At 72.0% G+C, this 23,371-nt stretch carries 23 protein-coding genes; 10 read left to right on the top strand and 13 right to left on the bottom strand.

Translation table 11 applies throughout. The features are described 5' to 3' along the window. Positions 1–756 (bottom strand): maltotransferase domain-containing protein (locus AC069T_RS11185; RefSeq protein WP_478782470.1); only part of this gene is annotated, 756 nt, incomplete at its 3' end. An 86-nt stretch (positions 757–842) separates the two neighbouring features. Beyond that, positions 843–1,133 carry a DUF5133 domain-containing protein gene (locus AC069T_RS11180; RefSeq protein WP_478782482.1) on the bottom strand — a complete coding sequence of 97 codons (291 nt, stop codon included), beginning with the start codon at positions 1,131–1,133 and terminating at the stop codon, positions 843–845. 308 nt (positions 1,134–1,441) lie between these two features. On the opposite strand from AC069T_RS11180, the gene AC069T_RS11175 reads away from it, so the two are divergent. Next, positions 1,442–2,017 (top strand): pep a2, encoded by a 576-nt coding sequence (locus AC069T_RS11175; RefSeq protein WP_478782469.1) that lies wholly within the window; start codon positions 1,442–1,444, stop codon positions 2,015–2,017. A gap of 291 nt (positions 2,018–2,308) precedes the next feature. Continuing rightward, entirely contained in the window at positions 2,309–3,295 is a 987-nt protein-coding gene (locus tag AC069T_RS11170) for an aldo/keto reductase (protein WP_478782468.1), read from the top strand. Between the two features lie 68 nt (positions 3,296–3,363). On the opposite strand, the gene AC069T_RS11165 is transcribed toward AC069T_RS11170, so the two are convergent. From AC069T_RS11165 to AC069T_RS11150, 4 genes are all read right to left on the bottom strand, one after another. Then, on the bottom strand, positions 3,364–5,916 hold the full coding sequence (locus tag AC069T_RS11165) for a SpoIIE family protein phosphatase (RefSeq protein WP_478782467.1): 2,553 nt from the start codon (positions 5,914–5,916) through the stop codon (positions 3,364–3,366). A gap of 98 nt (positions 5,917–6,014) precedes the next feature. Next, complete coding sequence (locus AC069T_RS11160; RefSeq protein WP_478782466.1) at positions 6,015–7,733, bottom strand: ArnT family glycosyltransferase; 1,719 nt, start codon at positions 7,731–7,733, stop codon at positions 6,015–6,017. Positions 7,734–7,921: 188 nt separating this feature from the next. Further along, entirely contained in the window at positions 7,922–9,826 is a 1,905-nt protein-coding gene (locus AC069T_RS11155) for an AMP-dependent synthetase/ligase (protein ID WP_478782465.1), read from the bottom strand. A 135-nt stretch (positions 9,827–9,961) separates the two neighbouring features. Continuing rightward, positions 9,962–10,798: a hypothetical protein gene (locus tag AC069T_RS11150; protein ID WP_478782464.1), complete on the bottom strand. Its 837-nt coding sequence runs from the start codon at positions 10,796–10,798 to the stop codon at positions 9,962–9,964. Positions 10,799–11,031: 233 nt separating this feature from the next. On the opposite strand from AC069T_RS11150, the gene AC069T_RS11145 reads away from it, so the two are divergent. The 4 genes from AC069T_RS11145 to AC069T_RS11130 all read left to right on the top strand — a co-directional run bounded on the left by AC069T_RS11145 (position 11,032) and on the right by AC069T_RS11130 (position 13,727). Next, a complete protein-coding gene (locus tag AC069T_RS11145; protein WP_358853292.1) occupies positions 11,032–11,205 on the top strand; it encodes a CsbD family protein in 174 nt (57 codons plus the stop codon). Positions 11,206–11,507: 302 nt separating this feature from the next. Further along, positions 11,508–11,957 (top strand): ATP-binding protein, encoded by a 450-nt coding sequence (locus tag AC069T_RS11140; protein WP_478782463.1) that lies wholly within the window; start codon positions 11,508–11,510, stop codon positions 11,955–11,957. Between the two features lie 496 nt (positions 11,958–12,453). Then, positions 12,454–13,314, top strand: a complete 861-nt coding sequence (locus tag AC069T_RS11135; protein WP_478782462.1) for an RNA polymerase sigma factor SigF — start codon at positions 12,454–12,456, stop codon at positions 13,312–13,314. A gap of 110 nt (positions 13,315–13,424) precedes the next feature. Further along, a complete protein-coding gene (locus AC069T_RS11130; protein WP_478782461.1) occupies positions 13,425–13,727 on the top strand; it encodes a DUF5133 domain-containing protein in 303 nt (100 codons plus the stop codon). Between the two features lie 118 nt (positions 13,728–13,845). Here AC069T_RS11130 and AC069T_RS11125 read toward each other — a convergent pair whose 3' ends face one another. Further along, entirely contained in the window at positions 13,846–14,337 is a 492-nt protein-coding gene (locus tag AC069T_RS11125) for a hemerythrin domain-containing protein (RefSeq protein ID WP_478782460.1), read from the bottom strand. 272 nt (positions 14,338–14,609) lie between these two features. Here AC069T_RS11125 and AC069T_RS11120 point away from each other — a divergent pair, with 272 nt between their 5' ends. Then, positions 14,610–14,957 carry a PRC-barrel domain containing protein gene (locus tag AC069T_RS11120; RefSeq protein WP_478782459.1) on the top strand — a complete coding sequence of 116 codons (348 nt, stop codon included), beginning with the start codon at positions 14,610–14,612 and terminating at the stop codon, positions 14,955–14,957. A 69-nt stretch (positions 14,958–15,026) separates the two neighbouring features. Here AC069T_RS11120 and AC069T_RS11115 read toward each other — a convergent pair whose 3' ends face one another. The 3 genes from AC069T_RS11115 to AC069T_RS11105 form a co-directional block, all read right to left on the bottom strand. Beyond that, complete coding sequence (locus tag AC069T_RS11115) at positions 15,027–15,374, bottom strand: hypothetical protein (RefSeq protein ID WP_478782458.1); 348 nt, start codon at positions 15,372–15,374, stop codon at positions 15,027–15,029. 318 nt (positions 15,375–15,692) lie between these two features. Next, entirely contained in the window at positions 15,693–16,127 is a 435-nt protein-coding gene (locus tag AC069T_RS11110) for an ATP-binding protein (protein WP_478782457.1), read from the bottom strand. Between the two features lie 175 nt (positions 16,128–16,302). Further along, a complete protein-coding gene (locus AC069T_RS11105) occupies positions 16,303–16,563 on the bottom strand; it encodes a WhiB family transcriptional regulator (protein WP_478782456.1) in 261 nt (86 codons plus the stop codon). A 310-nt stretch (positions 16,564–16,873) separates the two neighbouring features. Here AC069T_RS11105 and AC069T_RS11100 point away from each other — a divergent pair, with 310 nt between their 5' ends. Next, a complete protein-coding gene (locus tag AC069T_RS11100) occupies positions 16,874–17,590 on the top strand; it encodes a GAF and ANTAR domain-containing protein (RefSeq protein WP_478782455.1) in 717 nt (238 codons plus the stop codon). Between the two features lie 96 nt (positions 17,591–17,686). Further along, positions 17,687–17,974 (top strand): DUF4190 domain-containing protein, encoded by a 288-nt coding sequence (locus tag AC069T_RS11095; RefSeq protein WP_478782454.1) that lies wholly within the window; start codon positions 17,687–17,689, stop codon positions 17,972–17,974. 167 nt (positions 17,975–18,141) lie between these two features. Here AC069T_RS11095 and AC069T_RS11090 read toward each other — a convergent pair whose 3' ends face one another. After that, entirely contained in the window at positions 18,142–19,350 is a 1,209-nt protein-coding gene (locus AC069T_RS11090; RefSeq protein WP_478782481.1) for a PP2C family protein-serine/threonine phosphatase, read from the bottom strand. A 198-nt stretch (positions 19,351–19,548) separates the two neighbouring features. On the opposite strand from AC069T_RS11090, the gene AC069T_RS11085 reads away from it, so the two are divergent. Next, the gene (locus tag AC069T_RS11085; protein WP_478782453.1) at positions 19,549–19,980 is read left to right on the top strand and encodes a MarR family winged helix-turn-helix transcriptional regulator; all 432 of its coding nucleotides are present in this window, start codon (positions 19,549–19,551) and stop codon (positions 19,978–19,980) included. 213 nt (positions 19,981–20,193) lie between these two features. Here the strand turns inward: AC069T_RS11085 and AC069T_RS11080 are convergent, their stop codons facing one another. Both AC069T_RS11080 and AC069T_RS11075 read right to left on the bottom strand, forming a co-directional pair. Then, positions 20,194–20,571, bottom strand: coding sequence for an STAS domain-containing protein (locus tag AC069T_RS11080; RefSeq protein WP_478782452.1), 378 nt, complete (start codon positions 20,569–20,571; stop codon positions 20,194–20,196). Between the two features lie 253 nt (positions 20,572–20,824). Then, positions 20,825–23,311: a SpoIIE family protein phosphatase gene (locus AC069T_RS11075; RefSeq protein ID WP_478782480.1), complete on the bottom strand. Its 2,487-nt coding sequence runs from the start codon at positions 23,309–23,311 to the stop codon at positions 20,825–20,827. Between the last annotated feature and the right edge of the window lie 60 nt (positions 23,312–23,371).

Here is a 23,371-nt window from a genome sequence, read left to right as displayed (position 1 = left end):
GTGGATCGGCGGGAGGTAGACGACGTCGAAGCCCATCTCCGCGATCGCGGGCAGCCGTTCGGCCGCGGTGCGGAAGGTCCCGCTCACCGGCGGCCTGCCTTCACGGACCACGGCGCCCTCGGAGCGCGGGAAGAACTCGTACCAGGCGCCGTACAGCGCCCGTTCGCGCTCCACGAGCAGCGGCAGCGGAGCCGTACGGGAGAGGCGGTCGCGCAGGGGGTGTGCGGCCAGAACGGCGTCGACGTCGGGGTCCAGCGCCGCCGCGAGCCGGACGTGCGGCGGGCGGGAGTCGTCGCGCAGCGTCCTGGCGGCGGCCTTGACCGTCCTGCGTCCGGCACCTCGCGGCACGGCGGCGGCGGCCCGCTCGTACAGCTCGGCGCCTTCCTCCAGAACCAGCGGGACGTCGACACCGGCGGGGATCTTCATCCCGGCGGCACGGCGCCACGCGCCCACCGGATCGCTCCACGCCTCCACGAAGTACGTCCACGACCCGGCCGTCCCGGGCGTGATCTCGGCGCCCCAGCGGTCGGAGCCGGGGGCCAGTTCGCGCATCGGGGTCCACGGGCCCGGGCGGCCGTCCGGGTCGCACAGCACGACGTTGGCCCCCACCGTGTCGTGTCCCTCGCCGAAGAGGGTGGCGGTGACCTGGAAGGTCTCGCCCACGACGGCCTTCGCCGGCCGGGTGCCGCGGTCGACGACCGGCCGCACATCCACGATCGGGATGCGGCCGGTGGCCGGGTTGCCGTCCAGGTCCATGGGTGTCGCCTCCGCCGTCCTCGAGCACAGCCTGCGGTTGAGAGCTGCATCGGAAAGGCCCGGCCGTGCAGCGGGGTTCGTTGTCGTTATCTGCCGAGTGCCGGGCTCGCGCCGCGGCTCGGTGTGCTCGCGCCGCCGTGGGGCCGGCCGCTCATGTGCTGGAGGGCCTTGGCCGCCGTGCGGGGGCGCAGATAGCGTTCGGCGGCGTCGGCGGCCTCACGGGCGCAGCGCTCGCCCATCAGCACGCACAGGGTGTACGCCGTGTTCTCGAACTTCCCCCGCACCGTGTGGTCGGCGGGGGCGGCGAGCAGCAGGCGTTCCCACGCCCGGTATCGCTCCAGATGCCGGGCGACTTCAGCCTTCGCGGGTAGCAACATCTCGCTGGTCACCTTCCCACTCTGTGGAGTGTGCGCGGCTCGCCCGGGGTTTGCCCGGAGGCCGCGCACGGAGAGGTACCGGTCGGTTACGGCACCGGACCCTCCCCCATGGTGCACGGGAGGTCCGCTAGCGTCTTGTTGGCCGTTCAACGAAAAGCCCGGGGGTGTCTTTCGAGTTGCACGAACGGACTAGTGCTCCCACCCTGGGAGTGACTCAGGAGCGATCACTGCTCACGCTTCGTGTTCGGGGCTCGGCCCGTCAGGGCGGTGGGAGAAGCGAGAGCTTCGCCGGTGAGGAGCCAACGACGATGAACGCTGTAGTGCCCTGCTACTACCACCTCGACGTGGAGGTCAGCCCGGAAAAGGTCGGGCAGGTCAGGCGTATCCTGGCCGCCCATCTCCGGTACTGGAACCTGGAGATTCTCGCCGAGTCCGTCTGTCAGTGCGCGGAAGCGCTGCTGCACACGATCGACCGCCACGCGACGGACAAGAACACCTCCATCGAGATGTGGTGGAACGGTCAGCACCTGATCACCGCCATCTCGGACAACAACCAGGACATCCGGCCGCACTACGCGCCGCAGGGATGCCTGGCCCGGATCGCCGCACTCAGTGACGGCTGGGGCTGCTGCGCCACCGGCGTCGGCGGCAAGATCATCTGGTTCGCCCGCCGCGTCCAGTCGTCCGAACGCGCCCCGCTGGTGCCGGCGGTACCCTCGCCCGCACTGCTGGAGGCGCTCCAGGCGCCGCGCGAAGTCCCGGTGCCGGCCCTGGCCGGACCCGCGGCCGACGCCCCGGTCGAGGCCGAGACCGAGCGCGCCCGAGCCCGGACGCCGGACGAGACCACGCCCCGGCCGACGACCCGTCCGCGGGTTCCCGTGTGACGCGCCGCCGTGTGACGCACGGCCTCCCCGCCCTACGGGGCGCTCCACCGGGCCGCGGCCTGCTTCGGCAGCCGCGGCCGGGTGACGTTCCGCCGGTCTCCCGGTCCCCGGACATGCCGCCCGCGCGGCGGCCGGGTCAACTTCCCTACGCAGCAACCGACATCGCCGGACACACGCGGATCGCCTCCGTCAAGTCGGCTGTGCACAGGGGGACTTGACTTCAAGTGCACTTCAAGATCCAGACTCCCCACCGGGCCCGCGACCGCCGGGCCCGCAGGGGAGGCGCACACCATGAAGTACCGCACGATCGGCACCGATCCGGCGACCCGCCGCGAGGTGAGCGTGCTGGCGCTCGGCGCGATGCTGTTCGGTTCGGTGACCGACGAGAAGACCTCCTTCGCCGTCCTGGACCGCTATGTCGAAGCCGGCGGAAACTTCATCGACACCTCCGACAACTACGCCTTCTGGACCGACGGCGGCCAGGGCGGGCAGAGCGAGAACCTGCTCGGGCGGTGGCGGCGCAGCCGCGGCGTCGGCGACGAGATCGTCGTCGCGACCAAGCTCGGCGCACGACCGCTGGCCCCCGGAACCAGCTATCTGGACAACCCGGAGGGACTGTCGGCGAAGGTGATCCGGGAGGCGGCCGAACAGAGCAGGGAACGGCTGGGCATGGACCGGCTCGACCTGCTGTACGCGCACATCGAGGACCGGACGGTCCCGCTGCGCGAGACCGTCGAGGGGTTCGCCGAACTGGTGGCCGAGGGGACCGTCGGACTGCTCGGGGTGAGCAACCACGCCTCCTGGCGCGTCGAGCGGGCCCGCGCGCTGGCCGCCGCCGCGGGACTGCCCGGCTATGAGGTGCTGCAGTACCAGCACAGCCACCTGCGGCCGCGCACCGACGTGCCCGACGCGCTCTTCGAGGACGGCAGCCTCGGCGGAGCCACCCCGGACCTCCTCGGCTACCTTAGGGTCGAGCCCGGGCTGACGCTCGTCGCCTACTCCCCGCTGCTGGGCGGCGCCTACGTACGGGACGACAAACCCCTGCCGCCCGACTACGACCACCCCGGCACACCCGCCCGCCTCACGGTGCTGCGGGACGTGGCCAGGGAGACGGGGGCGACGCTCAACCAGGTGGTGCTCGCCTGGCAGATCGGCGGCGCGCTGCCCGTGATCCCGCTCGCCGGGGCGTCCTCGGTGGCCCAGCTGGAGGAGAACCTGGCCGCCGTCGACCTGGAACTGACGGCGCAGCAGCGCGCCCGGCTGGACGCGGCGCACTGACCGTCCGGTCCCGGCGCCGGAGTGGCCACGACGCATCACGGGAGAGAGCGAGCGCGGCACGGCGTCCGTCAGTGCCGCCGCACTCTCCGCTCGGACCGGCACGTGGTGAGGAGAAGCGCGATGTCGTCGGGACGCTCGGCGGCGCGCCGGGCCTCCTCGGTGAGCCGGTTGGCCGTCCCCGCCAGCGAGGGGCCCCCGGGCCGGGTGTGCGGGGCACCGGCCTGGGACAGGGCCGTGCGCAGGTTCGCGATGCCCTCGTCGATGTCCCGGCCCGGCCTCTCGACCAGCCCGTCGGTGTACAGGGCCAGTACGGCGTCGGGTTCCAGGAGCAGGTCCGTCACCGGATAGACGGCGCCCGGGTCCACTCCCAGCACCACCCCGCCCGGCAGGTCCAGCACCTCCGTACGGCCGTCGGGGTGACGCAGCAGGGGCTGCGGGTGGCCGGCGCGGGCGGCCCTGGCCCGTCCTGTGCCCGGATCGAGCCGGATGTAGCAGCAGCTGGCGAACTGTCCCGGATCGAGGTCGATGAGCAGCCGGTTCGTGCCGCTCATCACCTCGTCCGGGGGCCGGTCGCCGAGCGCGAACGCCCGTACCGCGCTGCGCAGCTGGCCCATGGTGGCCGCCGCCTGGACACCGTGCCCCTGCACGTCGCCGATGACCAGCGCGAGTCCGTCGCCCGCCTCCACGACGTCGTACCAGTCGCCCCCCACATCCATCCCCTGGGTGCCCGGCAGATACCGGCCCGCCGTCTCCACCAGCGGATGCGCGGGCAGGCGGTGCGGCAGCAGCGCCTCCTGGAGCCCCCGGGCGAGGGCGGCCTCGGTGTCGTAGCGCCGAGCGCGCTCCAGGGCCTGGGCGATCAGTCCGGCCAGGGCGGTCAGCACCGTGCGTTCCTCGGCGCTGAAGGCGCGCGGCCGGTCGAAGCCCAGGATGCAGGAGCCGACCGGCCGGCCGGAGGCGATCAGCGGCAGGAACGCCCGGGCGCCCTCCATGGCGTCCAGCGGGATGCCCGGGTACGCGGCCGCCAGCTGCGACATCGACTCGAAGAAGAGGGGACGGCCGCTGGTGAGCGTATCGACCCCCGGCAGACGGGTGTCGAGGCCGACACCGTCGAACGGCGCGAGGAACCCCGTCGGGAAGCCCGTCTCCCACGCCAGGTACAGATGCCGCTCCTGCAACAGGTAGATGGCCAGCCGACGGCCGCCGAAGGCGGGCAGCAGCTCGCGCATCACCACCTCGGACACCTGGCGTGCCGTCACCGCCTCGGTCAGCGCGATGGCGAGGACGATGGGACGGTACTGCGCCGGGGCCGAGGTGATCCCGTCCGCGGATCCGTCTCCCGCGACCTCGTCGGCGGTGAGCTGCTTCGCGTCCATCGGGGCGGACTGCGCCGCGGAGGCCGCTCTGCCCACCGGCACCACCTTGCAGGCCAGACTGTCCGGGCCCGGATGGACGGACAGCGCGAGCCACTCGTCCTCGTCCGGCGCCGACCGCCCGCGGCCGGGGTCGCCGGACGGACGTCTGACCTGGAAGTGCACCGACCCCGGCGACAGCAGGGCACCGCGCAGATGATCCTCGTACCGGGGACGGTCCAGCCACGGCACGGCCTCCCACAGCGACCGCCCGAGCAGCTCCGGCAGGGGCCGGCCCAGCAGTTCGGCGGCGCGCGGGTTGGCGTAGGTGACCGTCCCCAGCCGGTCGAGCGCGAAGACGCCCTCCGTGAGCAGGTCGGCCGCCTCGGCGGCGGCCGATCCCGGGCCGGGATCGATCACGAGACCGTTCACCCGGCGGGAGCGCGGCGCCAGACCCGCGGCGCCGGCGGCGGTCCAGAGCTCCAGCAGCCGCCGCCCGCCCGCCACCCCACGCACCGACAGCGGCACGGACGGGGGACGGCCGGTGGCCGTCTCGCGCAGGGCGGCAAGCAGCCGCCCCGAGTCGTCGGGGGTCACCGCCGCGGCCAGCGCCTCCGGCGTTCCCGCGAAGTCCTCGGGGCCGGTGCCCAGCAGGTCCCACAGCGCGTCGTCCCCGGTCACCATGGCGTTCGCCGGATCCCAGGTGAAGCGTCCGAAGCGGGCCGGGCAGGTGCCGAGCGCCGGCGGCCGCACGCACAGCGGCTCATGGTCCCAGGTCACCCCGGAGTCGTCCTCCAGCGACAGCAGGGCGGTCCCCAGCCCCTCCGCGACCGCCGTCATGCGGTCCCGGTCCAGCACCGCCTCGGGCGGGTCCGGGACCGACGGATGCAGCACCGTCAGGACCCCGAAACAGGTCGACGCGCCCACCACGGGGACGTACGCGGAGCCGAACTGGAACGGCAGGCCCGCGGCGAGCTGCGGATAGCGCCGCATCGTCTCGGTGGCGTCGGCGAGCAGCACGTCCGTGCCGAGCCGGTGGGCGTCGGCGACCGGGAAGGGGCGGTCCACGTGAATACGCCACCAGGGGCGGAACAGCGGTCCCGGCAGTCCCGCGAGCACCGCCAGCTTGAGCAGCCCGGGCGTGCGCGAGCGCAGGTACACGCCGCCCGCGTAACCGCCGACCGCCCGGATCGAGTCGGCCACGGCGCCGTGGAGCAGCGCGGTCAGCCGTTCCTGCGCCTGCTCCGTACGGTCGGCGCTCCCAGTCATCGGTCTGTCCTCGTCCGCGCAGCACCTGGTCGGTAACACAGCAAGAATGCGCTTCTGTGCCCCGACCGCGCACCTCGGCGCCCTCGGCCGTGACCTTCCTAGGGTCGCCGGTAGAGGGTGATGGAGTGACCGACGTCGTCCACGGGCCTGCTGCCGGCGAGCAGCTCGGCGAGCCGGCCCTCCGCCTTGGCGGTGGCGGAGTCGGACACGACGAGCAGCCCGTGCACGGACGCCGGGGGCACCTTGCGCGGATCGGAGGCCCGGATCCCGTAGAAGGCGGGCACGCCGCTGCCCTTGTAGACCAGCCAGACCCGCTCGCCGGGATACCGCGTGTGGAGCCGGTCGGCGAGCCGCCCCAGATCCTGGCCCCAGTCGACGTTCGAGTCGTGCAGCCGCAGCCGGGTCCTGGCGGGCCCGCCGAACGCCTCGTTCGAGTACGGCAGGTAGTACGGGTACGTCAGCAGGGAGCTGACGGCGACGAACGCGACCAGTGCCGCCGTCACCGGCTGCGCCCACCGCCGGCGCCACACGGTCACCGAGGCCGCCGCGACGGCGAGGAAGACCGGCAGGAAGATCGCGTAGCGGACGCCCAGGTCACGGGAGCCGAGCATGGCCGCGCCCAGCAGGACGGCCGGACAGACCAGCACGTACGGGGCCGCGGCGCGCAGCCGCGGGACGGCCACGAGCGAGGCCGCACCGGCGAACCACAGTGCGAGCATGCCCAGCGGCGACTTGATCAGCAGCGCCACGGGCAGGTAGTACCAGAGGGATCCGCGGTAGTGCCGGCCGAGCAGGAACCCCTCCCACGTGGCGTACTCGAAGCCGAACTGGATCCGCATGCCGTCCCGGTACGGCCGCGGGAACGGCAGCCGGCCGGCGATCAGCCCGCGCGTCCCGTGGACGTCCGGCACACCGGCCGGCGCCGTCCACCGCAGGCGCGGATCGACAGCGAGGTAGGCCGCCCACACCACGGCCACCGCGACCAGCGCCACCCCGGCCGCCGACGCGACGGCCACCCCCAGGCGCCGGGCCCGCCCGCGGGCACCGGACGCGCGGTCACCCCGCGCCGACCACACCGACCCGACGACCAGGCACAACACCACCGGCATCGCCGCGAGCACGCTCATCCTGGTCGCCAGAGCCGCGCCCAGCGCCACCGCGGCCGGGGGCAGGCAGAGCCCGGGCCGGCGCCGCGCCCGCCACACCAGCCACACCGAGGTGAGCAGGAAGCCGGCCGCCGGAACGTCGAGCGTGGCCAGCGATCCGTGGGCGATGAGGTCGGGCGAGAACGCGTACAGCGCCAGCGCGACAAGACCGCCCCGGGGACCGGCCAGATCACGGGCGAAGGCGAAGACCACCAGCCCGCACAGCAGCGTCAGCACGATCACGGGCAGCCGCGCCCACAGCAGCAGCCGCCCGGGGTCGTTGCCGGACTCGTACAGCAGATGGCGTCCCAGCGCCGTCTGTCCGCCGGTGAAACCGGGGTCGAGGTGCGGGTGGGCGAGCGCCAGACCCGATCCGATGAGCAGTTTGCCCAGCGGGGGATGCTCCGGGTTGTAGCGCAGGCTGTGCTGCTGCACGTAGACCACCGCCGTGCCCGCGTACACCGGTTCGTCGATCGTCGGCGTCTGCCGCACGGCCGTCGAGACCATCGCGAACGCCATCTCCGCGAGCAGGGCGAGCACGGCCAGCGGCAGCAGCCACCGCCGGTGGCGCCGCGGCCGACTCACGGTCCCGGCCGCGGGGGAGTCCGGTACGGGGGCGGGTGTCGTCCGCGCGCCGTCGCCGGGACCGAGCACGGTGGGTCCCGGGTTCATCGCCCGCGCACCCCGGTGAGCGTTCCGGCCACGTCGCCCCTTCCTCCGCCCGCCAGGGGTGACGACCTCACGGCGTCATCTGCCCGCCCTTGGTACGCGGTTGCGCCCGGAACGGTTCAACCTGCCTGGCGGCACGAGGAGATGCGGCCGACGCATCCCCCGCGGGAGCGGTCGCGCCCGCACGCGGATCACCGGAACACGTTGTCCGACTCCTCCCAGATCGAGGGATCGCCCCGCATGTACTCCCGCGAAGTCCTCGAGGACGTCTGGTACATCGCGTCGATCTCGGCGGCGAAGCGGTGCACGATCGCGTCCCTGCGCAGCTTCATCGACGGCGTGAGCAGGCCGTTGGCCAGATCGAAGGGCTCGGGAAGGACGCGGAAGACGCGGATGGACTCCGAGCGGGACACCGTGCTGTTGGCCGCGGCGACGGCCCGTCTGACCTCCTCCCGCAGTTCGTTCTCCTCCCGCACCTCCCGGCCCGGCGTCTCCCCCTGGAGCGTGCGGGCCGTGCGCCAGTGCGCGAGGAAGGCGGGGTCCAGCGTGATCAGGGCACCCACGCAGGGCCGGTTGTCACCCACGACCACGGCCTGATGGATCAACGGGTGGATGCGCAGCCGTTCTTCGAGCAGTGCGGGCGCCACGCTCTTGCCGCCGCTCGTGATGACGATGTCCTTCTTGCGGCCCGTGATGGTCAGATACCCCTCGGCGTCGAGGCGGCCGATGTCCCCGGTCGCCAGCCAGTCGTCGAGGAACGAGGCGGCCGTGGCCCCGGGGTCGTTGACGTATCCCCGGAACACCGACGGTCCCCGGACGAAGATCTCCCCGTCGTCGGCGACATGGATGTCGGTGCCCGGCAGCGGGCGGCCCACGGTGCCGAGCTTCTCCCGGCCCACGGGCTGTGCCGTGACCCCGCCGCTGGTCTCCGTGAGGCCGTACCCGTCGTGGACGATGATCCCGATTCCCGCGTAGAACAGGGCGAGTTCACGGTTGAGGGGCGAGCCGCCCGAGACGGCGCCGCACACCCGGCCGCCGAGCGCGGCGCGCAGCTTGCGGTACACCGTCTTCTCGTAGAAGGCGTGCTGCAGCCGCAGATCGAAGCCCGGCGCGGGACCGGTGCCGAGCCGGTGCCGCTCGGTGACCGTCGCGAAGTCCGCCGCCGTACGGGCCGCCCGCTCGAACAGCGCGCCGTGGCCTGCCTGTTGCGCGGTCCGCAGGAAGTTCTTGTAGATCTTCTCGAAGACGAACGGGACGGCGTACAGGTACGTGGGCCGGAAGGAGCGCAGTGCTGCGGAGAGCGCGTCCTCGCTCAGGTCGGGTTCATGGCCCAGCAGCAGCCCGCCGCGGATGCAGAGACCCTGGATCATGAGGCCGTACACGTGGGAGAAGGGCAGGAAGGCGAGGACGGCCGGCTGTTCCCCGGCAGGCGCCGCGGTGTGGCCCCAGCCCGCCAGCAGGGTGTCGCAGGGGCTCGCAAGGCCCCGGTGGGACAGCGCGCATCCCTTCGGCTGCCCCGTGGTGCCGGAGGTGTAGGCGATGACCGCGGTGGAGTCGGGCGGCACGATCCGCCGCAGCGAGTCCACCGCCATCGGGGGAATGGCACGTCCCCGTTCGACCAGGTCCGCCACCGCCCCGCCGTCCAACTGCCATACGTGGCGCAGCCGGGGCAGTGCGGCGCAGGCCGAGCCGACCGTCATGACGCCGCTCTCGTCCTCGACGACCACGGCGACGCACTGTGCGTCCTTGAGGATCCACGCGACCTGGTCGTGCGAGGAGGTGGGGTAGATCGGCACGATCTCGGCGCCCAGACACCACAGGGCGTGGCTGAACACGGTCCACTCGTACCGCGTGCGCGCCATGATGGCCACGCGGTTGCCGGGGGAGATGCCGGAGGCGATGAGTCCCCTGGCCAGGTCGACGACCTCGTCCCGCAGCCGCGCCGCGGTCACCGGCGTCCAGGACGCGGCGGAACCGTCCGTGCGACGCGCGACCTGACGGAGACCGGGGGTACGGAGCGCCGTGTCGAAAAGACTGTCGGCCAGTCCTCCCTGCACGGGGGCCGTGACCACGGGAGGAAGATCGAACTGGTGCATGCGCCGCTCCGCAATTCTCCGCGACGTGACCTCACCGAGAGGCGCTGGGTCGAGGATCTCGAATGTAGCCCACAGCGACGACCACTGCGCAGGTAATCACCGACCGGTCCGCGATCCGGATCCGGCCACCTTCCGTCAGCCTGCCCCGCCGTTCAGGGCGTTGCGCAGGGAGGCCTTCAGATTCGCCACGAACGTGTCCCGGGTCCGGTCGTCGAGAAGGTCCAGGGAGAGGTACGGGTTGAGGTCCTCCAGCTCGACCAGGAGGAGTTCGCCCCCCGGGGCACGGCAGGCGTCGACGCGCTGGATGCCGTGGCCGACGGTGTTCCACGCGATGAAGAGGCGGGCGAACTCCAGGTCGGCGGGGGAGGGTTCGTACCGTTCCAGGGCCCAACGCCGGTCGGGGCGGGGCGCGTACAGGGCGTACTGGAAGTCGTCGTCGATGAAGTAGAAGGACACCTCGTACCGGAAGGGGATGCGCGGCTGGACGAGGACGCCGTCGGCGGCGAGGTCCGCCAGCCGGTCGCGGGGCACGAAGCGCAGGCCGATGGAGTCCGCGCCGGCTTTCGGCTTGACGACGTACTCGTCGGCCTCGGGAAGCCGGTCCAGGTCCTGGAGACGGTCGACGGTGGGGATGACGGGAAGGCCCTGTGCGCTCAGGTCCAGCAGGTACTGCTTGCCGGCCATGTCGGCCCGGCCCGTCAGCTGGCTGTACACGAGCGTGCCGCGCTCGACGGCCGCGGCGCGGAAGGCCTCGTACGCCGCCCGGTAGTGCAGCACCGGCCCGCTGTTGCGGACGACGACCACGTCGAAGTCGTCCATCAGCGCGGCCGCGTCGAGAGGGTGGCACAGGGCGACGGTGAAGTCCTCACGCAGCCGGGAGCCGAGGAAGATGTCCTCGTCGCAGTACCGCCGCCCGCTCGCCCGGTAGGCGAGGTCGGTGACGTACAGGACACGGGGCGGGTCGGTCGGCATGTCTCTCCTGACGAACAAGGGTGCCCCCGCACGCTATCCCGGTCCCCGCCCGCGGCGGGAGACGGGTCGCCGGTGCCGTGGAGGACCGTCTCCCGTTCGGCCGGTACTGGTCCCTCTGATTCCGCTTTTGGGGGGAACGGATCCCGATTCCGTGGCCCCCGGGTTTGGAGCAGCATTCCGTGGTCAGCCGTAGTGACAGATCGCATTGTCGAGCAACAAGGATGTGAGCTGAAGTGTCGGAGAACCAGAAGGCCGAAGCCAAGACCGAGCAGGCCAAGGGCAAGGCCAAGGAAGCCGTCGGACGCACGGTCGGCAACGAGCGTCTGGTCGCCGAGGGCAAGGCGGACCAGACCAAGGGCGACGCCCGCGAGGCCAAGGAAAAGGCCAAGGACGCCTTCCGGCACTGAGGATCGGTGAATCCGCCGGGCCCGCCGCACGTTTTTGTGGCGGGCCCGCCTTTTTCGGGGGACGGGCGGCCCGGAACCGCTGCCCGGCGAATTCCGCACGTGAGCGTTCGCACGCGGCCTGATCACGTGAATGAGTCACCCGGGCGAGATCGCATGAACAAGATCATAAACGGGATCGCATAAGCCAAGATCACGCCGCTAAGTCAGGCGAGACCACGCAGGCGAGAGCCCGCAGGCACGGTCATCAGAAGTTCAGCACGACGAGGCAAGAGATCCACACGACGAGGCTTGAGGAGCGAAGGATGTGCGGGGAACACAGGACGCACACCACCGACACGGCGATCGCGGCGGACCGGCCGCGCTCGGCCGGGCCGAACAGTCCGGCCGAGGCGCGCCAGGCGGTCAGAGACGCTCTCGAAGGACGATTCCGGGGCCGTGACCCACGCGGCGACGACGACGCGGTCGGCGACGCACTGCTCGTGGCCTCGGAACTCACCACCAACGCGATCCTGCACGGCGGAGGTGTCACCGACTTCGAGGTCACGCTGGTGGACCACGCGGTACGGCTCTCGGTGAGCGACCGCAGCGACGAGGTGCCCCGCGCCAGGCGCCGGGTCGACGACCGCGGGCGCATGCGGGTCGGCGGCCACGGATGGCCGATCATCTGCCGCCTCGCGCGCGACGTCGTGGTCTCGAATCTGCATCCCGTCGGCAAGCGCATCACCGCAGTGGTGCCGCTCGCGTTCGCCTGATGGGCATTTTCTCGCCCTGGCCCGAACCGGCCTGACATATCCGCCGCCGTGCGGCGGCCGCGCAACTCCGCCGGGCACGGCTGCGATTCGGCAGTCGTGCCCGCAGTGACGAGGAAATCCGAACCTGTTTCGGTCGGCACGCGATACCGATACGCGATACGCGTGACAGCGAGGCGAGCCCCGTCGGTCACGCCCGAGAGGGTGTGCACGGCGCGGCCGGGGTTGCGCGGCGCGGCAGCCCGTGAACCACGAACCGGCACCCGCCGGAAGTCGCCCCGCGCACGTTCCTTTCGCGTCGGTTCCCGGCTCGGGAGACCACTTCGCTGAAGGTGCGAACACGCTTGTTTGATCGCAGGATGGCAGGGCAACCGAATTTCGTGCTTCGGACCGGAGGCGCGCCAGCGGGAGTGGTCTGCCGCCTCGGCCGTCCCTCGGGGACCGGCGGCGCCGACTCCCGCGGTCATCACCAGACAGCACCGTGGAGGAGCGATACCGCATGCTCACCGATGTATCCACCTGCCGATCCGCCGGCGCCCCCGGCAAGTCTGCCGCCAAGCGGCCGCATGACGATGCCCCGGACACCGCGTCGGCATTCGCCCGGCTGGCCGAGTCGAGCGACGGACACGAGCGCGACACCATCCGCGACGAACTGGTCGAGGCGTGGCTGCCGATGGCACACCGCATCGCGGGACGCTTCCGCGACCGGGGCGAGTCCATCGAGGACCTGCGGCAGGTCGCGGCCCTGGGCCTGGTCAAGGCCGTCGACCGCTTCGACCCCTCCCGGGGCGCCTTCGAGAGCTACGCCGTCCCCACCATCACCGGTGAGATCAAGCGTCACTTCCGCGACCGCATGTGGGCCCTGCGGGTGCCGCGCCGGGTCCAGGAACTGCGGAACAAGGTGCGGGTCGCCCGCCGCGAACTCACCCAGACCCCCGGCTCCCCGGAGCCGTCGACAGCGGAGATCGCGGCGCACAGCGGCCTGACGGAGGAAGAGGCCGCCGACGGCATGGAAGCGCTGGAGAGCTTCAGCACGCTCTCCCTCGACGCCGAGCTGCCCTCCGGCGACGACGGTTACAGCCTGGTTGACACGCTCGGCGCCGCCGACTCCTCCTTCGACACGGTGGTGGACCGCGAGGCCGCGAAGAAGGGGCTGAGCCGCCTGCCCGAGCGGGAACGCGCCATCCTGTACATGCGCTTCTTCGAGGACATGACCCAGAACCGCATCGCCGACCGGCTCGGAATCTCGCAGATGCACGTCTCCCGGCTCATCAGCAGCAGTTGCGCCCGTGTACGCGCCGAGGCGCTCGCGGACGAGACGCACCGCCCCGGTACCGCGGCACCGGGCAGCACCGCCTGACCTGCACCGCCCCGCTATTGCGGCGCCGGTCGGCACCGCCTGACCCGCGCCGCCCCTCCGCACGTGCGCTCCCGCTCCCGCTCCCGCTCCAGCCACCCGGCCCGGCGCTGATGCCCCATCCCGAGACGCTGCGCAGGCTCGTGGAGGAGTACGAGGCGCTCGCCGTCCAGGCGCCGGACACCACGGGGAACCAGCGCGCCCAGGACCTGGCCTACACCTTCTGCGTGTCGACCGGCACCCGTGATGTGCGCCTGGCGCTCGCCGCGGCCCGTCGGCAGCCGGCCGCCGCGGCGCCGGTGCCGCCCCACCCGCAGGGCACCCTCGGCCCGGCGACGGTCGGTCGCCGGGTCATCACGAACGGCAGCCTCGGCATCGGTGCCCCGGACGTCGAAACCCCGGTCCTGAGCGACTGATCCGCAGCGGCGAGCGCACGGACGACAGGCCGGCCGCACCCTCGGGGTGCGGCCGGCCAGTCGTCTCTCGTCCGTGGCGTCCGTGCGCCCCGACGGCGAGGCCGCCGGGGCGCGCTGGTCAGCTCTTGACGATGCTGCGGACGTTCTCGACGGAGCCGCAGTCCGCCTTCAGGTGGCGCTCGCGCTCCTCCAGGAAGGCCGCGCCGAGTTCCTCCCGGCGTTCCATGGCGACGTTCTCACGCGCGCCGTTGAGGATGGTCCGCTCCTCCTCGTCGGCGTGGTGCGTGATGGCCTCGACGAGTTCCTCCAGCTTCTCGTCCCACTCGTCGGAGCCGACCTCGTCGACCTCCAGAAGGGCGAGCAGCGCCTCGTTGCCCTCCTCGTGCTCCGACTCGCCGTGTTCGACTTCGTCGTCGTCGATGTTCTTGTAGCGCTTGAGGGCGGGATAGACCTTGCTCTCCTCGGCCTGGGCGTGGGCGATCAGCAGGCCGGAGAATTCCCTGAGTGCGGCCGCCCGGTCGGCCTCGACGCTGCGCATGGCACGGAAGAGATCCTCCATCTTCCGGTGATCCTGGAGAATGAGTTCGACGACGTCCTGTGTAGCAGCCACGGCGTGACACGCCTTTCCTCGAAGAGATCGGTCCTTCCACGCGCATACCCAGGTCCGCCCCGACCATCACGGCGAATATGCGGCGTGTGGATGAAATGCCGATCCGCGGGGTGACCGGCTCGCAGCAGGAAAGGAACGTGGCGAGTGCGGATCCGGCCGAGTCGCGCGTTCAACGCCGTCGACGGGGCACTGGACCACGAGCGCCCGCTTTCGACGGGCGCGGCGACCGGCCCCATCCGGCCGGCCGACCGGAGTATCGAGAGGAGTACAGGGTGAACGACTCCCTGTGGAACTACGGGCCCAGCAGCGGCCACACGCCCGACGACGATCTGACGGGCTACGGGGTCGAGGCGGAGGACGGGTACATCGGCAAGGTCGACAAGCACTCGAACGACGTCGTCGAGCAGTACATCGTGGTCGACACCGGCGTGTGGATCTTCGGCAAGCAGGTGATGCTGCCCGCCGGCACCGTCAAGGACATCGACCACGAGGCCAGGAAGATCTTCGTGGCCCGGACCAAGGACGAGATCAAGGCGTCTCCCGAGTTCGACAAGGAGAAGCACCTGGGGGACCCGGCCTACCGGGACCAGCTGGGCGGCCACTACGGCTCAGGTCACTGAGAACGTCGCCGAGGGCCCGCCGTCCCGCGTCTCGCAACCGGCGGGCGGCCGGCCCCGTGCCCTCGGCGGTCAGGCGGTGAGGGCATGCTGCGGAGCACCCGTCACGGACGGCGTGCTCCGCCCCGCAACCCGCACCGGGTACGTGGCCCTCGGCTCCGGGACCCGCACCGGGTGGGCGGTCCTCGACTCGGCGACCCGCACCGGGTACGTGGTCTTCGACGGGTCCACCACGGGCTCCCCGAGCACCAGCCGGCCCGCCGCGTGCAGCGCGTCGCACTCGTCCGTGGGCAGCGCCACGTAACAGCCCCCGCGCCGGGCCGCCGAGGAGACGGGCTGCCAGTACCCGTACCGGCGGCGGCCGTTGGCGTGCACGGTGAGACAGACGGAGATGCGCTGTTCCGTGATCAGACGCAGCACCTCGGCACCGCCCGCACTGATGGGCGTGTGAGGGCGGGGAACGGCCCGGAGCATCCTCACCCGCCCCTGGTCACGGCCCGCGGACCCGGCAGCACGGTGGAGAGGGAGCGTCATGTGCAGGCAGCCTTTCGACGGACGTGGTTCGATCCCGTACCGCCGAAGCGGTGCGTTCTCGCTGCCCGGCATTGTTGCGGAGGCCACTGACAACGCGGGCAGGGCAGGGCTGCGGAAACTCTGCCTGTCAGCCGGATGCTCACTTTCGCGGCTTCCACACCTGGTCGTGCCGACCTGGACACGACATCCGTGCGGCCGGTTCCCTCACCAGGGCAGGAAGGCGTGCACGTCCTTGCCTTCGGCGCGCACCACCACGCTGACCTGGTCGGAGAGCGCGTGGACGAGGTGCCAGCCGATGCCTCCGCCACCGCGCTTGGGGTGGAAGGGCCGGGGCGCGGGCACCGTGGTGCTGCTGTCCCGCACGGTGACGTGCACCCCGTCGAACGTGCGCCGCAACTGGAGTTCGAAGGGACCGGGCGCGTACTGGATCGAATTGGCCGCCAGCTCCGTCACGACGAGGAGGATGTCGTCCCAGTGCTCCGGGGCGCGGGGCGGTGCCACTCGCGCGAGCACGCTCAGGAAGCCCTCCGCCGTCAGGCGCGCATCGGTCACATCGCGCAGCCGGCCGTCGAAGGAGCTGGTGAGCGTGTCGATCTGCTCGCGTGACAGGTTCTTGTCCCCACTCGGATTGCTTGCCATGTCGCCTTCCCGGACATCGCCCCCGGGATGCCTGCTTTCCCGCCGCGGCCTGCGGGCCGCCCTACCGGACCGGCGGCCGCGGGTCGCGCGCCGGGTGACCGGTGGGCCGTGAGGCGGGCGTCCCGCCCTGTGCCGGGTGCCGTCGGTACGGCGGCACCGTCGCGCGGCTACCGTGTCAGGCCGCTTCCTGCCGGGCCCGGCGGACTGCCCTCCGGCGCCTCAGCGCACGGCGTTCGTCCTCACTCGTGCCGCCCCAGACGCCCTGCGTCTGCCCGGCCTCCAGCGCCCACTCCAGGCAGTCCTCCCGCACGGGGCAGCCCTGGCAGACGGCCTTCGCCTCGTGGATCTGCAGCAGCGCAGGTCCTGTGTTGCCGATGGGGAAGAACAGATCGGGGTCGGCGGTACGGCATGCTGCGGACTCGCGCCAGTTGTCCATGAGGGCCTCCAGCCATCGCGGTCGTACGGGGCTCGGTCGGGGCGGTGAGCTTCGGTTGCCGTCCGGGTCACCCGTGATCGCCCATGTGAAACGGCCCGAGGGCTGCGGGTTCGGCATCCTCGGGCCTCACAGCGGCCCGGACACTGCTCGCCGACGACCCCCGGGACGCCGCCCCAGCGACGCCGCGCGGCGGCACGGACCGGTGCGGGAGGGCCGGCTACGGCACGGCGCGGGGCAGCCCCGATGGTGGCAAGATGGAACCGCCAGGTGAGCACCGGCCGGTTGCGGTTCAGCGAGTAGGCAGGTGGACATGTCGCAGGAGTCCGGCGAGGTCTGGGAGCGGTTCGCCGTCGGTCTGGCGGACATGGCGCGCGACCTGCTGGCCCAGGACTCGGTCCAGGACACGCTGGACCGGGTGGTCGAGCACGCCACCGTGCTGATCCGGGGCTGCGACGAGGCCGGTATCCTCACCGTGCGCCGCGGCGAGGTCCACGCGCTGGCCGCGACCGACGACGTGGTGCGCCTCGCCGACCGCATCCAGGAGGAGCTGCGGGAGGGCCCCTGCTTCGACGCCGTCGCCGACCGTCAGCAGGTGTACGCCATCGAGGACCTGCGCCAGCCGCACGAGCGCTGGTCGCGCTTCGCCCCCCAGCTCAGGAAGCTGGGCATGGGCAGCATGATGGGCTTCCTGCTCTTCACCGAGGACGACTCGCTCGGCGCGCTCAACGTGTACTCGCGGCAGCCGCACACCTTCGACGAGACGGCGCAGCGCGCCGGCTGGATCCTCGCCTCCCACGCGGCGGTGGCGTTCTCGGCGTCCCGTACGCACGCGCAGCTCAGCCACGCCCTGGAGACGCGGCACGAGATCGGGGAGGCCATGGGCATCCTCATGGGCCGCTACGGTCTGAGCGAGGACACGGCGTTCAAGGTCCTGAAAAAGGCCTCGCAGGATCGCAACATCAAACTCCGCGAGGTCGCCCGGCAGATCTGCGAGACCGGTGACCGGCCTGACAACCCGTTGGAATAGGGCGGCATTCGGCGGGCATCCGAACGGTCGGGAAACGAAGGAGCGCCCGAATTCGGAGGGCGTTCTCGCCAACTGCACCGACAGTGGGAGAATCTGATGACGAGTTATGGCAGTTCCTCTGCCGCGTCCTCCGGATCGCGCACCAACGGTCTGGCCATCGCGAGCCTTGTCTGCGGAATCGTGGGAATCTTCTTCCTCAACGTGGTTCTCGGTCCCCTCGCCATCGTTTTCGGTGTAATCGGAATGCGTCAGGCCGGGGTCAAGGGCGGCGGCGGAATGGCGAAGGCCGGCGTCGTGCTGGGAATCGTGGACCTGGTCATCTTCGCCGTTCTGCTGGCGCTCGCCGCGTCCAACGGCGGTTTCAGCTGGTACGTCGGCAGCTGAACCGGCGTACCGCGCAGTCGTCGAGGGGCCCCACCGGACCGACCCGGTGGGGCCCCTTTCGTCCGCGCGCTCCTGCTCTGTCACGTCAACGCCCGACGACCCGCACGGTCTCCTGCCGTGCGAGGACCGTGGACATGGCCGGGCCGATCGTGGCCGGCACGCGCCCGTCACCGAACGAGCCGGGGACCGCTCCCACGGGTGACGGGGTCCGCCTGCTCCCGGCCGTGCCAGTCCAGACACACCACGAGGGCGTCGTCCTGCGGCTTCGGTTCGCCCCGGTGGCCGGACAGCTCCCTGAGGACCGCGCGGGGCACCTCGGCGGCGGGCAGCAGCCTGGTGGACGTGATGGCCCTCTCCAGGGCCTTCTCGCCGTACCTCTCGCCCCCCGGTGCGGCGACGGCGTGCACCCCGTCGCTGACGAACAGCATCCGGTCGCCGGGTTCGCACTGGAACTCCTGCACGACGTAGTCGGTCTCCTCGAACATGCCCAGCGGAAGCTGCGCGTCGAACTCGACACGCTTCACGCTCCTGTCCCGCAGCCGCAGCATCTGGGGCGAGCCCGCGTCCACGACCCGCATGCGGCCGGTGGACAGCTCGATGTCCACCATGAGCACGGACAGGAACGAGGAGCCGCGGTACTGCGCGTAGATCGCCTGGTCGGCGAGGGCCGCCTGGTCCTCGATGGAGATGCCCGCCCGGCGCGCGTTGCGCAGGGCGTTGATGCCCAGATTGGTCAGCAGCGAGGCCTCGATGCCCTCGCCCATGCCGTTGGTGATGTACAGCACCAGCCGGTCGGCGCTGGCCGACCAGTCGAAGTTGTCGCCGAAGATCGCGTAGGCGGGTTCCAGCTGGGCGCCGAGCTCGTACTCGGGCCGGGAGCACGAGCGGCCGGGGAGCAGCTGCCACTGCATCTCCGCGGCCAGCGTCAGCCGGTCCTTGCGACGGGCCTGGAGGTACAGGTCGGTGTCGCGCTCGGCGACGAGCACCTCGTGGCCGAGCACCTGCGCGATGTCGGCGAGCTCGCCGAGGGTCTCCGCGGTGAGGCGGTCGGCCGGCAGGGTGACGATCAGTACGCCGAGCCGGTCGCCGCGCACGGTCACCGGCAGATGCGTACGCCGCAGCCCCCCGGCGCCCTCCTCCACGAAGGGCTCCTGGGAGCCGAAGGCCCGGCCCGCGGGAGTGCTGTGCACGGGCACGGGGTCCTCGGTGTGCGGGAGGGCGGAGACTGGCTGCAGGACGGTGAGCCCGTAGTCGGCCATGAAGAGCTCGACGGACTCTGCCGCGTAGCACTCGCGCAGGACGTCTCGGACGGCGTCCAGCAACTGATGGGGAGCCGCGGTGCGCAGGGCACGCTCGGCAGCCACGAAACTGTTCACCATGTCGGATACGCCGTTCTTCGACTAGTACGATTCCGGGTCCACGCTTCGGAGAGGTCGCCCGTCCGTCCGCGGCCACCGGTGTCTATTGTTCTGTGACTGACGTCGTCCTGGCGGGCTGACACCGCCCGAGAAGACTGGGAGAGTGAGACGGTGACTTCGTCCGGCCCGCGTCCGCAGCCAGGTGAGGTGGCTCGCGTGACCTCGGAGGCGGCTGAGCTGCTGGAAATCCTCTGGGGACGAGCCTCCACGGCTCCGGTCTCCGCCTCCCAGCTGCGTGTGCTCTTCATCCTGGAGTACAACGAGGGCATCAACCTGCGCACGCTCGCCGACGCGCTCGGCTCCACGCCGCCGTCCACGAGCAGGCTCTGCGACCGGCTCCAGGCCGTCGGATACGTCGAGCGGGCGCCCAGCGCCACCAGCCGCCGGGAGCTGCGCCTCTTCCTCAGCCGCCAGGGCAGGTCGTTCCTGCGGGAGCTGCGTGCGCGCCGGGAGCATGCCCTGGAGTCGGTGCTGGCCCAGATGCCGGCCACGAAGCGCACGGCGCTCCTGCAGGGGCTGGAGGCCTTCTGCGCCACCGCGGCCGCGCAGCTGCAGGACGACACGCAGATGGATGTACGGACGGCCTGACCGCCACCCGGGCCGCCGACCGGCGCCGGGACGACCGCGGTCCGGAACCGGAGGGGGCCGGCAGTCGGCTTCACATGGAGCACCATCCCTGATCCCTTCTCCGCGTCCGACACGTCGTCACTTTGCTGCCCCCGTCGGCATGGTTGCCAAAGGGCAACTACTGTTCGCGTCTCGCCACCCGCGTCCGCCGGAACTCGCCTGCCCGCAGGGGCGCTAACGCCGACCGGTGACTTCGCCCACCCGGGCAAGGGCGTCGTCCACGCTGTCCGAGGACGGCACGGCCATGTTGACCCCCGTGAGGTCCAGGATCCGCTGGACCGTCGGTGTGGGAGAGATGAGACGCACGCTTCCGCCGACGGCGCGGGCCTCCGCGCGCGCCTGCAGGATGGCGTTTATCCCGGACGAGTCCATGAACGAGACCGCGGCCAGATCCAGCAGCAGATGGCGGCTGCCGCGGCTCACCCGGCCGGACAGGTGGCGGCGCAGCTCGGGAACCGTGTCGACGTCCAGAAAGCCCTCGACGGTGAACAGGGCGACGTCGTCCCCGGGAAGGGTCACGTCGACGGACACGGGGGCTCGCTCGGCCGGCACACTTACCTCCTACAACACCGCAGTCAGGCTTCCCGATGCGGAACGGGGCTCGATGCGCCTGGTGCCGGCCTGTCAGGGTGACCAGGCCGTCGACGACGATCCGTCCGGTGCCGGACGCGGGGAGCAAGTCCACGACTACCCCTCGGATCGGCCCGCACACCCGAAGGTTCCGGGCCCCGCGGGACCGAAGGTTCCGGGCCCCGCACACCCGAAGGTTCCGGGCCCCGCGGGCCGGACAGCGAGCTCCCGGGGATCAGGCCACGCGGATCCCGACGATGCAGGTGTCGTCGTCGGTGTCGGACCTGCTGTAGGTCAGCAGCCGGTCCAGCTGGTGGTCCAGCGAGGGAGCGGTCGCGCGCGCCGAGGTCAGCAGCTGGGTCAGCGACTCCTCCACCGACCGGTCCCGCCGCTCGATCAGACCGTCCGTGTACATCAGCAGGGTGTCGTCCACGGCGAGCTGCACCTCGGCCTCCTCGAAGGTGGCCTCCGGCACGGCGCCGAGCAGAATCCCCTTCAGGAGGGGCAGCGGGTTGGCGTCCGTGTCGCGGATCAGCACCGGCGGCAGATGACCGGCCCTGGCCCACCGCAGCCTGCGGCTGGCCGGGTCGTAGAGCCCGCAGACCGCCGTCGCCGTGACCGCGCCCGTCAGATGGTGCGCCACGATGTTCAGCCACGACAGCAGCTGGCCGGGACCCGCGCCCGTCACGGCGAGGCCGCGCAGCGCGTTGCGCAGGACCACCATGCTGGTCGCCGCCTCTATGCCGTGCCCCGCCACGTCGCCGACACACAGGAGGACGAGCCCGGAGGGCAGCACCACGGCGTCGTACCAGTCGCCGCCCACCAGCTGCTCCGTCTCCGCCGGGCGGTAGCGGACCGCCGCCTGGATCCCCGGCACCGCCAGGGGAGCCTGGGTCGGGGGCATGATCGCGTGCTGCAACTGCAGGGTCAGCCGGGCGCGCTCGTGGGCCTGCTGCTCGCTGTGCGCCAGCTGGTCGCGCGTGGCCGCCAGGGCGACCTCCGTCCAGTGCTGCGCCGAGATGTCCTGGTAGGCACCGCGGAGGACGAGGGGACGGTCGTCGACGCCGAGCACCGGTTCCGCCACCACCCGGATGTGCCGGGTCACGCCGCCGGGACGCTGCAGCCGGAACGCCGCCGTGGCGGGCCTGCCGTGATGCAGCAGGGTCCGCAGGAAACGGCCGATGGCGACGGCGTCGTCCGGGTGGGCGTGCGCCGGCAGCTCCTCCAGCGGCACCGGAGTGCTGGTCGTCGGGCGGCCGTACAGGTCGAAGAGCGTGCCGTTCCAGGTGATCTCACCGGTGAGGAGGTTCTCCTCGAACCCGCCGATCCGGCCGAGCCGCTGAGCGTGCTGGAGCAGACTCGCGAGGCGGGCCGTCTCGTCCTCGATCCGCCAGATGAGCAGCACGCTGCCACCGTGCCGGCTGACGCTGATGTCGGCGACCGCCGCCAGCGGCAGCTGGTCGACCAGAGCCGTGAGATCCATCCGGCGGGCGCGGAACGGCTCACCCGTGGCGTAGACCCGCTCGATCTGCCGGAAGAGCTCGCTCTCCCCGGCGGACATCGGATACGCCTCCAGCAGCAGAGCACCGTTGATGACGCCGCGCGGACGGCCCGCGGGGTCCAGGAAGCGGCTGTTCACATGGCGGATGCGGAAGTCCGAGAGCTGTCCGTCGTCGCCGAGGTGGGGCACGAGGACGAGCGCCGGGTCGTGCAGCCCGTCGACCAGGTCCACCAGTTCCGAGACGTCCGGCGTGAGGCGCGGGACACGGGGCTCCCGCCCCTCCGCCAGGTCCGGGTGGGTCTCCAGGGTGTGGGCGCACAGCTCCGCAAGCGCCTCGACCTGGCGGACGACCTGGGGGGACTGCGGCTCCAGGGGGGAGGGCCAGGCGATCTCCAGGACTCCGTGGATGCGCCCGCCCGCCCCGGCGGGGGCGGCGACCCGCCCGCCGCCCGGGAAGTGGGCGTGCCCGATGGTCGGCAGGCCTTCCTCGGCCAGCGACCCGGTCCACTGCGTCGTACGGTGCGACAGGGCACGACGCGCCACCGTCGCCACGGCCGGCGGCACATAGCGCCAGCGGGCGGCCTCCGCCGTGGGGAAACCGGCGCTGCCCGCCAGCGTCAGCGATCCGTCGGCACCGGCCGCCCAGATGGCGACGGCCGCCGCTCCGAGCGGCGCGAGGGCGTGCTGGAACAGGGAGTCGGCGACCGCCTGGGTGTCGTCGGCGGCCAGCGCGCCGCTCTCGGCCGTCCTCAGCCGTACGGCCGAGGAGACGTCCTGCGCGCCGTCGGGGTCCGCCGCCGTGGCCAGGAACGTGTTGGTCACCTCGGACAGCCGGTCGCGTGCCGCCTGGTTGATGACGTCGACGGCCAGTTCGAGCATCGGGACCTTGGCCTGCTCGGTCAGCTCGGCGAGCTGGTGGGCGGCCTGCGCGGGCCCGCAGCCCAGGCGTTCCACCAGGATGCCCTTGGCGAGCTCGATCAGGGCACGCCCGTCGGCCTCGGCCTGGGCGGCCTGCACCTCGCGACGCAGCCGGTCCACGGTGGCCGCCAGTCGCCCCACCTGGGACGTGGGCGGCGAGCTCGGCACGGCCTGCGCGGGGGCGGTGTCCGATTCGGCGACGGCGTCCTCGGCGGGCGGAGCGGGAACGCCCGACGGTACGGCGGGAGCGTCGGATCCGACGGGCTGTTCGCCGGGGCCGGACTGGCCGGACTCCTCAGGAATGCTCACTGTGCGGTTGCTCCTCGGTGGGACGCCGGCAGGCGCGGGGGAGAGGGGGTGCGG

The sequence above is a fragment of the Streptomyces sp. NPDC043867 genome, assembly GCF_056435845.1.
Note: the sequence above shows the minus strand (reverse complement) of the source record. Positions and strands in the feature narration are given on the sequence as shown.